Source organism: Neotabrizicola shimadae (assembly GCF_019623905.1).
In the GTDB taxonomy this organism is placed as follows: Bacteria; Pseudomonadota; Alphaproteobacteria; order Rhodobacterales; family Rhodobacteraceae; genus Neotabrizicola; species Neotabrizicola shimadae.
This window is the reverse complement of the sequence record NZ_CP069370.1, coordinates 737,304-749,650: the sequence shown is the minus strand read 5'-3', so window position 1 is coordinate 749,650 and position 12,347 is coordinate 737,304. Positions and strand designations below refer to the sequence as shown.

Genomic DNA, 12,347 nt, shown 5'->3' with positions numbered 1-12,347 from the left:
GGAAAACCGATGCTGCCCTTCCACACGCTCGACGTCTTCACCGACCGCGCCTTCACCGGCAATCCTCTGGCGGTGGTGCTGGAGGCTGGCGGTCTGAGCACGGGCCAGATGCAGACCCTCGCGCGGGAATTCAACCTGTCCGAGACGATCTTCGTGCAGCCGCCCCGCGACCCGGCGCACCGGGCGCGCGTGCGCATCTTCTTCCCCACGGCCGAGATTCCCTTCGCCGGCCATCCCACCATCGGCTGTGCCATCCTGCTGGCAGAAACCGACCACGGCCCTAGCGATTTCGAAACCACCTTGGTGCTGGAGGAAGAGGCCGGCCTGGTCCCGGTGCGCGTTCGCCGCCTGGCCGGCCGGACCACCGCCGAATTCACCGCGCCGGTCCTGCCCCATGCGGCGCGCGGCAACGCCGAGCCCGCCCTGATCGCCCGCGCATTGGACCTTCCGCCCGGCGACATCGGCTTTGGCCGTCACCGCCCCGCAATCTGGCAAGGCGGGCCTCGCTTCCTCTATGTGCCCGTGGCCAGCCTGTCGGCCCTTGGTCGCGCCCGCCCCATTGAACCGCACTGGTCTGCGCTGATGGCCGCCGCCGGTGTGGACAGCGCCTATCTCTATACGCCGGGCGAGACGGAAGACTACCGCGCCCGCATGTTCTCGCCCACCGCCGGCATTCCGGAAGACCCCGCCACGGGATCGGCCAGCGCCATCCTCGCGGCCCAACTCCTGGCTGCCGGCACGATACATCCTGGCGAAACCCGGTTCCGCCTCCGCCAGGGGGTCGAGATGGGCCGCCCCTCCGACATCGGCCTGTCCGTTATCGCCAATGCCGCAGGCCTAACCGAAGTGCGCATAGCCGGTACCGCCCTCCGCATCTCGGAAGGACGGGTCACCATTCCCCCCGGCTGAATCTTCCGGCTCTCGCCACCTCACGCTGGCATCAGCACGGCGCGAGGCGCATTGGCATGACCGTTGAGCCGCCTTATGGTCTGCCCATGTTCGACCATATCCTGCGCCGCCTCCTGGCCCCCGCCCCCGACCGCCTGCCCGAACCCGATGCGCGCCTGGCGCTTGCGGCCCTTCTCGTGCGCGCGGCCCGCACCGATGGCACCTATGACTCAGCCGAGATGGAGCGGATCGACCGCATCCTGATCGAGCGCCACAAACTCTCGCCCTTTCAGGCCGCCGCCCTGCGGGCCGAGGCCGAGGATCTGGAGGCGCAGGCGCCCGACACCGTGCGCTTCACCCGCGCGCTGAAGGCCGCCACCGCACCCGAAGACCGCGGCGCCCTGATGGAGGCGCTCTGGTCGGTGACGCTGGCCGATGGCGGCCGCGATGCCGAGGAAGACCGGCTGATGCGTCTGGTGGCCAACCTTCTGGGCCTGACAGATGTCGAATCGGCCCTGGCCCGCCAGCGGGCCGAAAAGGCATGATCGCCGCCCTGGGCATGTATGACCGCGCCGAAACCGCAGGCGCGAACGACCGTCTGTGGGGGCTGGTCCGCGACGGCCTGCGCGACCGCGGCATCGAAGCGCCCGACGCGCTGACGCGCGGAGACCTTGCCTACATGCCGGGCTGGACCTCGCCAGACCTTCTAGTGTCGCAGACCTGTGGCCTGCCCTTCCGCGCCCGTCTTCACGACCAGGTCACCCTTATCGGCACGCCCGACTACGGTGTCGAAGGCTGCCCCCCCGGCTTCTACCGCTCGGTCCTGGTGGCGCGCGCCGACGATCCGCGCGGCGACCTCATCCGGTTCGCCGGCGCTCGGCTCGCCTACAACGACAGCCTGTCGCAATCCGGCTGGGCCGCCCCCCTCGCTCGCGCCGCAACGCTGGACCTTCGCTTTGGCGAAACGTTGGAAACCGGCGGGCACCGCCTGTCGATGCTGGCCGTGGCCGAAGGCAGCGCGGACATCGCCGCGCTGGATGCCGTGACCTGGCGCCTCTTGCAGCGATGGGAACCCGCCGCGGCGCGGGTCAAGGTCGTGGGCCTGACCGACCCCACACCCGGCCTTCCGCTGATCTCTCGCGCCGGGGCCGATGCCCCCCCCCTGTTCGCCGCCATCAGCGCCGCCATCGCCGCGCTTTCCCCGGCAGACCGCGACACGCTCTGCCTCAAGGGCCTTGTCGCGATTCCGGCTGCGGACTACCTCGCGCTGCCCCTTCCGCCCTCGCCTGCGCAGTATGCGCAAGGTCATTGAGCAGTTTGCGCAGCGTCGCTGCCTTTTCCGCTGAAATTGCGTTGCAAAGCGGCGGCACTTGCAGAGTATGAGGCGACCGACAGGGACAACAGGCGGAACGCCGTGAACGCATCAGCAATGACCAAGGGCGGGGATGTCCCCGTCATCGAAATCCGCAACCTCCACAAGAGCTATGGCCAGCTCGAAGTGCTGAAGGGCGTGGACATGGTGGCCCCCAAGGGCCACGTCGTTTCGCTGATCGGGTCATCGGGCTCGGGGAAATCCACCCTCCTGCGCTGCTGCAATCTGCTGGAAGACAGCCAGGACGGCGAAATCCTGTTCGAGGGCGAGGCTGTGCACTGGCGCGGCCAGGGCCTGGGCCGTCATCCCGCCGACAAGGCCCAGGTCACGCGCATCCGTACCAACCTGTCCATGGTGTTCCAGCAGTTCAATCTCTGGTCCCACATGACCATCCTTCAGAACGTGATGGAGGCTCCGGTCACGGTGCTGAAACGCAACCCGGCCGAGGTCGAGAAAACCGCGCGCGAATACCTGGCCAAGGTCGGCATCGGCGACAAGGCCGATGCCTGGCCCGCACAGCTATCGGGTGGCCAGCAGCAGCGCGCCGCCATCGCGCGCGCCCTGTGCATGGAACCCCGCGCGCTTCTGTTCGACGAGCCCACCTCGGCGCTGGACCCCGAACTGGAACAGGAAGTCGTGAAGGTCATCAAGGCGCTGGCCGAGGAAGGCCGCACCATGATCCTCGTCACTCATGACATGCGGCTGGCGGCGGATGTTTCCGACCATGTCGTCTTCCTGCACAAGGGCAAGATCGAAGAGGAAGGCCCGCCCGAACGGCTGTTCGGCAATCCCCAGACCGAACGCCTTCGCGGCTTCCTTTCCGCCACGGCCTGACCTTAGACTGACAACCACAACAAACCACCAGGGAGTAACCCGATGAAGAAACTGCTTCTTGCCACCGCGCTGGCCGGTCTTTCGGCCGGCGCCGCCTTTGCCCAGGATGTCGTGCGTCTTGGCACCGAAGGCGCCTACCCTCCCTACAACTTCATCAACGACGCCGGCGAAGTCGCTGGCTTCGAACGTGAATTCGGCGACGAGCTTTGCAAGCGCGCGGGCCTGAACTGCACCTGGACGACGAATGAATGGGATTCGATCATCCCGAACCTGCAGTCGGGCAACTACGACGTCATCATCGCCGGCATGTCGATCACGCCGGAACGGGCAGAGATCGTCGATTTCAGCCAGGGCTACCTGCAGCCCACACCCTCGGCCTACCTGGCGGCGTCCAAGGATGCCGACCTGAAATCCGGCCCGGTCGCGGCGCAGACCTCGACCATCCAGGCGGCCTTCGTGGCCGAAAACGGCATGACGCTGGTCGAATACGCGACGCCGGAAGAAACCGTCGCCGCCGTCAAGAACGGCGAAGCGGTCGCCGTGCTGGCCGACAGCGACTACCTCAAGCCCATCGCCGACGAATCGGGCGGCGCGCTGGTGCTGCTTGACCAGACCGAGATGATCGGCGGCGGGGTCGGCATGGCCTTCCGCAAGTCCGATGCCGAACTGCGCGCAAAGTTCGATGCCGCGATCAAGTCGATGAAATGCGACGGCACGCTGGATGCGATGATCACCAAGCCCGAATACTTCGGCCCGGATTCGCCGCTCGTCTGGGGCGACGCTGGCAAGGAAGGCTGCTGAGCCTTCCCGGGGCGGGGCCCGAAAGGCCCCGCCCTTCCTCTATCCGCTGACCGCCGCCCGGGATTTTGCCGATGTTCACTTCCTGCGCCGAGCCAAAGACGCTCGAGGGCCTGCACTGGTTCTACTGCTACCTGACCTCAGGCAAGCATGTGGATTTCTACTGGTCCTTCGGCACCGTCCTCGTGCTTCTGGCCATCACCGCACCGATCGCCATCGCCTTCGGCTTCGTGGGCGCCACCGCCGCGCGGTCGCACAATCCCATCCTGCACTGGGCCGGTCGCATCTACATCGCCATGGTCCGAGGCGTGCCGGACATCGTCTATTTCATGTTCTTCGTGATCGTGCTGGACCAGGTGATCGAATACCTGAAATTCGTCGCGGTCTGCCCCTCGGGCACGCCCTGGCCCTGGCAGGGTCTGGAATTCCGGGTCTGCCCCGCTGCCAAGGTGCCCGCCGCCACGGCCTCGCCCTTCATCCACCAGGCCTACGGCTTCTCGCTGGCCGTGGTGACCTTCGCCATCGTCTTCGGCGCCTTCACCGCCAACGTACTTTATGGCGCGATGAACTCGGTGCCCCGCGCCCAGCTTGAAACCGCCGAAGCCTATGGCATGAGCCACCGGCAGGTCTTCCGCCGCATCCTCGTGCCGCAGATGTGGGTCTATGCCCTTCCCGGCCTGTCGAACCTCTGGATGATCCTCATCAAGGCAACGCCGCTCTTGTTCCTGCTTGGGGTCAAGGACATCGTTTATTATGCGAAGGAGCTTGGCGGGTCCAAGACCCAGGCCTACGAGTTCCCGCACGGCGACTGGCGGCTCTACTACTTCCTCGTGCTTCTGGTGTTCTACCTCGCGATGACGCGCGTCAGTGAAATCGCGCTCGGCCGGTTGTCGGCGCGCCTGTCCAGGGGTCAGGCCACCGCTGCGGGTGAACGGATGCGGAGGGCCGCGGCATGACCTGCTGGGACATCATTCAGGCTTACGGCCTGCGCTCCATCGGCATCGGCGAGCAGCTTCTGCCCAAGAACGAATTCACGCTGTGCAAGCAGTTCACGCTCATCGGCTCGGGCCTGATCTGGAACTTCTACTACGGCTTCCTCGCGCTGTTCTTCGGCTTCTTCCTCGCCAATGCCGTGGCGCTCGCCAAGGCCGCGCACAACCCCTTCCTGCGCAAGCCTGCGGAATGGTTCATCTTCATCTTCCGCGGCTCACCCCTCTTCATCCAGTTCTTCCTCGCCTACGAAGCACTGGTGATGCTGCCAAAGGCCGGCATCGACGTATTCGGCATCACCGTCCAGACCTCCTGGACAACGAAGGCCTGGGCCGGGGCGCTGTTCGTGATGTTCCTCAACACCGGCGCCTATGCCGCCGAGATCTTCTACGGCGCGCTGCAATCCATCCCCAAGGGAGATCTGGAGGCAGCCGAAGCCTACGGCATCACCGGCTGGCAGAAGTTCCGCCGCATCCAGTGGCCCACCATGCTGAGGCTTGGCTGGCCCGCCTATACCAACGAGGCGATCTTCCTCTTCCACGCCACGACGCTGGTGTTCTTCTCCAGCTTCCCGGCGTTCCGGCAGATGGGCGACGCGCTCTATTACGCCAACTACTTCGCCGACAAGACCTTCAACCCCTTCATCCCCTACCCGATCATCGGGCTCTACTTCGTGCTGATCACGCTGTTCATCACCTGGCTTTTCGGCCGCGTGAACGCCCGGCTCAACCGGCACCTGCCCTCGAACCAGCGCAGCAGAATCCGCTTGCGTCCAAGGGCGCTCCGGTAGTAGGCTATTTTTGATCAAATTATCCGGGCACCCGCCCGGACCTGCCGATCAACGCTTCGAGCAACAGGGGCGCGGCGGGAGGGAGATCGAAAAGGGGAATGGACCAAGGGCATGGTCCGGTTCGGCGAAGGCGCCGTTCTGCCCGTGCCCCGGCCTGATTTGACATGATGAAGGACTGGCTGAGAAAGCATCCCGATGTGCGGACGATCCGCGTCGCGGCTGCCGATCTGAACGGACAGGCGCGCGGCAAGCGCATTCCGGCACGTTTCGCGGACAAGGTGGTGAAGGATGGAACCCGCTTCCCCTTCTCTGTCCTCAACCTCGACATCTGGGGCGAAGACATCGACGACAGCCCGCTGGTGTTCGAACAGGGCGATGCCGACGGCATCCTGAAGCCCACCGAACGCGGCTTCATGCCGATGCCCTGGCTCGAAGCCCCGACCGCGCTTCTGCCGATCTGGATGTTCCGCGAAAACGGCCTGCCCTATGAAGGCGATCCGCGCCACGCGCTGCGCGCCGTGGTCGACAGGTTCAAGGCCCGCGGCCTGACCCCCGTCTGCGCGATGGAGCTCGAATTCTTCCTCATCGACGACAGCGGCAAGACGCTACAGGTCCCGCCCTCGCCCCGCTCGGGAAAGCGCCGCAAGGCGGCCGAAACGCTGTCGATCCGCGCGCTCGACGCTTTCGACACCTTCTTCACCGACCTCTACGACGCCTGCGAGGCCATGGACATCCCGGCCGACACCTCCACCTCGGAAACCGGCCTCGGCCAGTTCGAGGTGAACCTGATGCATTGCGACGACGCGCTGCGCGCTGCCGACGATGCCTGGCTGTTCAAGATGCTGGTGAAGGGCCTCGCCCGCCGCCACGGCTTTGCCGCAAGCTTCATGGCCAAGCCCTACCCCGAATACTCGGGCTCTGGCCTGCACACCCACTTCAGCCTGCTCGACAACGACGGTCGCAACGTGTTCGACAGCGGCGGCCCAAAGGGCACCGCGATCATGCGCAATGCCGTAGCCGGCTGCCTTGGCGCGATGCACGATTCCACGCTGATCTTCGCGCCGCACCAGAACAGCTACGAACGTCTGGTCCCCGGCAAGCATGCGCCCACCGCCATCGCCTGGGGCTATGAGAACCGCACGACCGCCATTCGCATCCCGGCCGGCAACCCCTCGGCCCGCCGGATCGAACACCGCGTGGCCGGCGGCGACGTGAACCCCTACCTCATGCTCGCCACCATTCTGGGCGCCGCCCTGGACGGGATCGAGCGCGAGCTGGACCCGCCGCCCCCGATCGCCGGCAACGCCTATGCCTTCGCCGATCTGGACCAGATCCCCGACAGCTGGGAACATGCGATCGACGCCTTCGAGAATTCCGAAGTCGTGCCGAACTTCCTGCATCCGGAACTGATCCGGAACCTCGTGCAGACCAAGCGCCAGGAACTGCACTACATCGGCGAGCTTTCGGAAAGCGAACAGGTCGAACTCTACCTCGACACGGTGTAACGACAGATGCCCGGTCCTTGCGCAAAGGGCCGGGTACGCCGCCGCGTTTGATCAAATGCCGCGGCGTTCCTCTTGCCGGAATCCGGCAAGGACATTACCTTCAGCGAAAACCAAGTGACATCATGCTGATCGGCATCCTCCAGACCGGCCTTGCCCCCGAAGCGCTCCAGGACGCCAACGGCGACTACCCGGACATGTTCCAGCGCCTGCTGGATGGCCACGGCTTCACCTTCCGCACCTGGAAGGTGGTCGAGGGTGAGTTTCCCGCCTCGGTGCACGATGCCGATGGCTGGCTCATCACCGGCTCGCGCCACGGCGTCTATGAAGACCACCCCTGGATCCCGCCGCTCGAGGATTTCATCCGCCAGGCCTTCGCCGAACATGTGCCCATGGTCGGCGTCTGCTTCGGCCACCAGATCATCGCCCAAGCCATGGGCGGCAAGGTGGAACGCTTTGCCGATGGCTGGGCCGTGGGGGCCACCGATTACGACTTCGACGGTGAAAAGATCACCCTGAACGCCTGGCACCGCGATCAGGTCACCCAGGTGCCTCCGGGGGCGAAGGTTATCGCCACCAACGATTTCTGCGCCAACGCCGCGCTCCTGTATGACGACCGCGCGCTGACAGTGCAGGCGCACCCCGAATTCCGCCCCGAATTCGTGGATGGGCTGATGAAGACCCGGGGCAAAGGTCTGGTCCCCGAAGCTGTCATGGCGGCCGCCTCGCAGAGGCTGGCCGAACCGCTGCAAGACCGGACAATGGCGGGCAGGATCGCCGCCTTCTTCAAGGAACCCCGGGCGTGACGTCCGGGGGCAACCCCACAAATCATAGTGTGACACATGTCCAAATGGACTGAACAGCTGCCCGAGGCGGCGCGCGACTACATTGGCAACCGCCGTGTGGACGAGGTGGAATGCATCATCGGCGACATCGCCGGCGTGGCGCGCGGAAAGGCCATGCCCGCCGCGAAATTCGCCAAGCAGACCAACTACTTCCTGCCGAACTCGATCTTCCTCCAGACGATCACCGGCGAATGGGCCGACAACCCCTTCGACGCCTTCACCGAACCCGACATGATCCTGGAACCGGACTGGACCACCGCCACCGCGGCGCCCTGGACGGCCGACGTGACCCTTCAGGTCATCCACGACGCCAAGGACCAGGAGGGCAACCCGGTGCCCTATGCACCGCGCAATGTGCTGCGCCGCATCGTGAAACTCTACAACGATCAGGGCTGGACCCCGGTGGTCGCGCCCGAAATGGAGTTTTTCCTCACCGCGCGCAACATCGACCCCAACCTGCCCGTCATCCCGCCGATGGGCCGTTCCGGACGCCGCGCGGCCGGCAAGCAGGCCTACTCGCTCTCGGCCGTGGACGAATACGGCAAGGTCATCGACGACATCTATGACTTCGCCGAAGCGCAGGGACTGGAAATCGACGGTATCCTGCAAGAGGGCGGCGCGGGCCAGGTCGAACTGAACCTCGCCCATGGCGATCCGGTCCGCCTGGCCGATGACGTGTTCTTCTTCAAGCGCCTCATCCGCGAGGCCGCGCTGCGCCACGACTGCTTCGCCACCTTCATGGCCAAGCCCATCGCGGGCGAGCCGGGCTCGGCCATGCACATCCACACCTCGGTCGTGGATACCAAGACCGGAAAGAACATCTTCTCGGGGCCCAAGGGCGTGGAAACCCCCGCCTTCTTCGACTTCATCGGCGGTTTGCAGAACCACCTCTCCGCCGGCATCGCGCTGCTGGCGCCTTACGTGAACAGCTACCGCCGTTACGTCCCCGACTTCGCCGCCCCCATCAACCTAGAATGGGGCCGCGACAACCGCACCACCGGCCTGCGCGTGCCGATCTCGGGCCCCTCGGCGCGGCGCGTGGAAAACCGCCTGCCGGGCATGGACTGCAACCCCTATCTCGGCATCGCCGCCACGCTGGCCTGCGGCTACCTCGGCCTCATGGAAAAGAAGGGCGCCCGCCCCGAATTCACCGGTTCGGCCTATATCGACAACGAGGACATCCCGGTGAACCTCGGCGACGCGCTCGACATCCTGGACGAGGACGAGGCGCTGAAAGAGGTGATGGGCGTCGAGTTCGTCAAGGTCTACGACTCGGTCAAGCGGAACGAATACAAGGAGTTCCTTCAGGTCATCAGCCCGTGGGAGCGCGAGCACCTTCTGCTGAACGTGTGAGGCGGCGATGAACCTCCTTCATGTGAACGACCGGGCCGGGGAATACCCCGGCTCGTACTACGCCGCCACGCGCGCCGACCTGGCCCCCTTCCCCGCGCTGAAGGGCGCGGCAAAGGCCAATGTCTGCATCGTCGGCGCCGGCTACACCGGCCTCTCCGCCGCACTTCATCTCGCGCAGCGCGGCTATGACGTGGTGGTGCTCGAAGCCCACCGCGTGGGCTTCGGCGCCTCGGGCCGCAACGGCGGCCAGGTGGGCTCGGGCCAGCGGCAGGATCAGGTCTGGCTGGAAAAGGTCGCAGGTCGCGAGGCCGCAAAGGCGCTCTGGTCGCTGGCCGAGGAGTCAAAGGCTCTCGTCCGCGACCTGATCCGCGATCATGCCATGCCTGTGACCTTCCACCCCGGCGTGGCCCATGCCTGCTGGTCCGATGCCGAAGTCCGCGATACCCATGCCTATGCCGAGAAACTCCACCGCGACTACGGCTATGACCAGCTGGAGCCGCTGGACCGTGACGGCATCCGTGCCCTCATCGGATCGCCCGTCTACAAGGGCGGCGAGATCGACTGGGGCGCAGGCCATGTCCACCCGCTGAACTACGCCATCGGCCTCGCCGCCGCCGCGTCCAAGGCCGGCGCGCGCCTGCACGAAGGCTCGGAAGTTCTGAACATCCGGCACGGCGCGCATCCGGTGGTGGAAACCGCGCATGGGCATGTGACCTGCGACCACGTCATCCTCGCCGCGAACGGCTATCTCGGCCACCTGGAGGAAGAGGTCGCCGCCCGGGTCATGCCGATCAACAACTTCATCGTCGCGACCGAACCCTTGGGCGATCGCGCGAAGGACGTGCTGTCGAAACCCGTAGCCGTGGCCGACACCAAGTTCGTGGTGAACTACTGGCGCCTCTCCGAGGACAACCGCCTCCTGTTCGGCGGCGGCGAAAGCTATGGCTGGCACTTCCCTGACATCATCAAGACGGTGTCGAAACCCATGCTGGAGGTCTATCCCCAAATGAAGGGGGTCAAGATCGACTATGCCTGGGGCGGCACGCTGGCCATCACCATGAACCGGATGCCCTGCTTCATCCGGCCCCACCGCAACGTGCTTTCGGCCTCCGGCTATTCTGGCCACGGCGTCGCGATGGCGACGCTCGCCGGCAAGATCCTCGCCGAAGCGGTGGCCGGCCAGGCCGAACGCTTCGACCTCATGGCCTCGCTTCCCCGCCCCCGCTTTCCCGGCGGCGTGGCGCTGCGCTGGCCCATGCTGGTGCTGGCGATGACCTGGTTCTCCATGCGCGACCGTCTCGGTCTCTGACCCCTCGCCCCGGCAAAGGCCGGGGCCTCGGTCCCCGCGCCCCCTTGCCCTTCCCGGCGCCGGGGCCTAAGCCGCACATGACAGTTTCATGACAGGCGCATCACGTGAGCCTCGGCGTCCTCCTCGCGGTCCTCGCCGCGGCCTTTCTCCACGCGCTGTGGAACGCGCTGATCAAGACCGGAACCTCAAAGATCGGGGCAATGGTCATCCTCTCGGTGGCCGAAGTCCCCATCGGCCTCGCCGTCGCCCTCACCCGCCCCTGGCCCGAAGCGCAGGTCTGGCTCTGGATCGCGGCCTCCGCCACCACGCATTTCTTCTACAAGACCTTCCTCACGCTGGCCTATGACCGCGGCGACCTTTCCCGCGTCTATCCCATCGCGCGCGGCGCGGCGCCCCTCGTGGTCACGCTCGTCGGGCTCGTGACCCTGCCCGACACCGTGACGCTCCCGCAATATGCGGGCATCGTGATGCTGGGTCTCGGCATCCTGATGATGGCCCGCGGCGTCTTTTCCAGGGGCGAGAACCGCCGCCTCCTGCCCTTCGCGCTCGGCTCGGCCGCCGCCACCGCCTGCTACACCCTGATCGACGGCATGGGCGCCCGCGTCTCGGGCGACGCCATCGCCTATGTCGCCTGGGTCTTCGTGGCCGATGGCGCCGCCTTCGCCATCGGCTCCATCCTGATCCGCGGCATCGACGTGCTGCCGCGCGACCGGCGGTCCTGGGGCATGGGCTTCATCGCCGGCGCGGCCAGCTACGGCGCCTATGCCGTCTCGGTCTGGGCCATGACCATTGCCCCCATCGCCCTGGTCGCCGCCCTGCGCGAAACCTCGATCCTCTTCGCCGTGCTGATCGGCTGGCTGGCCTTCGGCGAAAGGATGACGCGCGACAAGGCCATGGCCGCGCTGACCATCGTGGCCGGGGTCATGCTCACCCGGCTCTGACCCGTCAGCCCAGGCGCTGCACCCGGCTTTCCGGCACGATCTGCTGCACGATCCCCGCCAGCGCCAGATAGACCGAGGTCGCCACCAACCCCCAATGCGCCCAGGTCTGGGGATCGAAATCCACCATCGCCGCCCATCCGGCAAAGAAGACCCAGGCCAGCGCCACCGGCAGCGACACCTCGCGCCACCGCTTCGTGCGCACCGGATGGATGAACTTCAGGTTGGTGAACATCGCCACCGTCAACAGGATAACGATGGCCAGGATCACCCCGGTCGAAGGCTTCAGCGCGAACATCACCAGGATCACCATGTTCCAGCAGGCCGGAAAGCCCGCGAAACTCTTGTCCTTGGTCTTCATCCGCGTGTCGGCGAAATAGATCACCGAGCCATAAACGATCACGATGATCGCAATCCACCCGGTCCAGCCCGGCAACAGCCCCGACTTGAACAGCGCATAGGCCGGGATGAACACATAGGTCAGGTAATCCACGATCAGGTCCATCAGGACGCCGTCGTAGGTCGGCCAGTTCACCGTCACGTCATAGCGCCGCGCCAGCGGGCCATCCAGCCCGTCCACCAGGAAGGCGCAGACCAGCCACAGGAACATCAGGCTCCATTGGCCCTCCACGGCGGCCAGCATCGCCAGCATCGACAACACCGCACCGGTCGCGGTCAGCAGGTGAACACCCAAGGCCTTGTAGCGAAGCTTCATCTCTCTCCCCGCC

General features: G+C 65.9%; 13 protein-coding genes. 12 read left to right on the top strand and 1 reads right to left on the bottom strand.

The window, feature by feature from the left end; translation table 11 throughout:
* Positions 1 to 9 precede the first annotated feature (9 nt).
* The 12 genes from JO391_RS03520 to JO391_RS03465 all read left to right on the top strand — a co-directional run bounded on the left by JO391_RS03520 (position 10) and on the right by JO391_RS03465 (position 11,622).
* Positions 10 to 909, top strand: a complete 900-nt coding sequence (locus JO391_RS03520; RefSeq protein WP_220662819.1) for a PhzF family protein — start codon at positions 10 to 12, stop codon at positions 907 to 909.
* Between the two features lie 86 nt (positions 910 to 995).
* Positions 996 to 1,433 carry a tellurite resistance TerB family protein gene (locus tag JO391_RS03515; RefSeq protein WP_220664432.1) on the top strand — a complete coding sequence of 146 codons (438 nt, stop codon included), beginning with the start codon at positions 996 to 998 and terminating at the stop codon, positions 1,431 to 1,433.
* Positions 1,430 to 2,200 carry a phosphate/phosphite/phosphonate ABC transporter substrate-binding protein gene (locus JO391_RS03510; protein WP_220662818.1) on the top strand — a complete coding sequence of 257 codons (771 nt, stop codon included), beginning with the start codon at positions 1,430 to 1,432 and terminating at the stop codon, positions 2,198 to 2,200. The genes JO391_RS03515 and JO391_RS03510 overlap by 4 nt, the downstream gene beginning before the upstream one ends.
* 117 nt (positions 2,201 to 2,317) lie before the next feature.
* The gene (locus JO391_RS03505) at positions 2,318 to 3,094 is read left to right on the top strand and encodes an ABC transporter ATP-binding protein (protein WP_220664431.1); all 777 of its coding nucleotides are present in this window, start codon (positions 2,318 to 2,320) and stop codon (positions 3,092 to 3,094) included.
* A gap of 42 nt (positions 3,095 to 3,136) precedes the next feature.
* Entirely contained in the window at positions 3,137 to 3,895 is a 759-nt protein-coding gene (locus tag JO391_RS03500; protein WP_220662817.1) for a transporter substrate-binding domain-containing protein, read from the top strand.
* A 71-nt stretch (positions 3,896 to 3,966) separates the two neighbouring features.
* Positions 3,967 to 4,848: an ABC transporter permease gene (locus JO391_RS03495; protein WP_220662816.1), complete on the top strand. Its 882-nt coding sequence runs from the start codon at positions 3,967 to 3,969 to the stop codon at positions 4,846 to 4,848.
* The gene (locus JO391_RS03490) at positions 4,845 to 5,672 is read left to right on the top strand and encodes an ABC transporter permease subunit (protein WP_220662815.1); all 828 of its coding nucleotides are present in this window, start codon (positions 4,845 to 4,847) and stop codon (positions 5,670 to 5,672) included. Before JO391_RS03495 ends, JO391_RS03490 begins: the two co-directional genes overlap by 4 nt.
* A 167-nt stretch (positions 5,673 to 5,839) precedes the next feature.
* On the top strand, positions 5,840 to 7,177 hold the full coding sequence (locus JO391_RS03485) for a glutamine synthetase family protein (protein WP_220664430.1): 1,338 nt from the start codon (positions 5,840 to 5,842) through the stop codon (positions 7,175 to 7,177).
* A 122-nt stretch (positions 7,178 to 7,299) separates the two neighbouring features.
* Positions 7,300 to 7,980: a type 1 glutamine amidotransferase gene (locus JO391_RS03480; RefSeq protein WP_220662814.1), complete on the top strand. Its 681-nt coding sequence runs from the start codon at positions 7,300 to 7,302 to the stop codon at positions 7,978 to 7,980.
* 36 nt (positions 7,981 to 8,016) lie between these two features.
* Positions 8,017 to 9,372 (top strand): glutamine synthetase family protein, encoded by a 1,356-nt coding sequence (locus JO391_RS03475; RefSeq protein ID WP_220662813.1) that lies wholly within the window; start codon positions 8,017 to 8,019, stop codon positions 9,370 to 9,372.
* A 7-nt stretch (positions 9,373 to 9,379) separates the two neighbouring features.
* Entirely contained in the window at positions 9,380 to 10,681 is a 1,302-nt protein-coding gene (locus JO391_RS03470) for an NAD(P)/FAD-dependent oxidoreductase (RefSeq protein ID WP_220662812.1), read from the top strand.
* A gap of 104 nt (positions 10,682 to 10,785) precedes the next feature.
* Positions 10,786 to 11,622, top strand: coding sequence for an EamA family transporter (locus JO391_RS03465; RefSeq protein WP_220662811.1), 837 nt, complete (start codon positions 10,786 to 10,788; stop codon positions 11,620 to 11,622).
* A 4-nt stretch (positions 11,623 to 11,626) separates the two neighbouring features.
* Here the strand turns inward: JO391_RS03465 and JO391_RS03460 are convergent, their stop codons facing one another.
* Complete coding sequence (locus JO391_RS03460; protein ID WP_220662810.1) at positions 11,627 to 12,334, bottom strand: CDP-alcohol phosphatidyltransferase family protein; 708 nt, start codon at positions 12,332 to 12,334, stop codon at positions 11,627 to 11,629.
* Between the last annotated feature and the right edge of the window lie 13 nt (positions 12,335 to 12,347).

Coding starts and splice junctions, on each gene's coding strand:
- JO391_RS03460 (WP_220662810.1), bottom strand. CDS start 12,334: ATGAAGCTTCGCTACAAGGCCTTGGGTGTTCACCTGCTGACCGCGACC.
- JO391_RS03500 (WP_220662817.1), top strand. CDS start 3,137: ATGAAGAAACTGCTTCTTGCCACCGCGCTGGCCGGTCTTTCGGCCGGC.
- JO391_RS03480 (WP_220662814.1), top strand. CDS start 7,300: ATGCTGATCGGCATCCTCCAGACCGGCCTTGCCCCCGAAGCGCTCCAG.
- JO391_RS03495 (WP_220662816.1), top strand. CDS start 3,967: ATGTTCACTTCCTGCGCCGAGCCAAAGACGCTCGAGGGCCTGCACTGG.
- JO391_RS03475 (WP_220662813.1), top strand. CDS start 8,017: ATGTCCAAATGGACTGAACAGCTGCCCGAGGCGGCGCGCGACTACATT.
- JO391_RS03470 (WP_220662812.1), top strand. CDS start 9,380: ATGAACCTCCTTCATGTGAACGACCGGGCCGGGGAATACCCCGGCTCG.
- JO391_RS03510 (WP_220662818.1), top strand. CDS start 1,430: ATGATCGCCGCCCTGGGCATGTATGACCGCGCCGAAACCGCAGGCGCG.
- JO391_RS03490 (WP_220662815.1), top strand. CDS start 4,845: ATGACCTGCTGGGACATCATTCAGGCTTACGGCCTGCGCTCCATCGGC.
- JO391_RS03505 (WP_220664431.1), top strand. CDS start 2,318: ATGACCAAGGGCGGGGATGTCCCCGTCATCGAAATCCGCAACCTCCAC.
- JO391_RS03520 (WP_220662819.1), top strand. CDS start 10: ATGCTGCCCTTCCACACGCTCGACGTCTTCACCGACCGCGCCTTCACC.
- JO391_RS03485 (WP_220664430.1), top strand. CDS start 5,840: ATGAAGGACTGGCTGAGAAAGCATCCCGATGTGCGGACGATCCGCGTC.
- JO391_RS03515 (WP_220664432.1), top strand. CDS start 996: ATGTTCGACCATATCCTGCGCCGCCTCCTGGCCCCCGCCCCCGACCGC.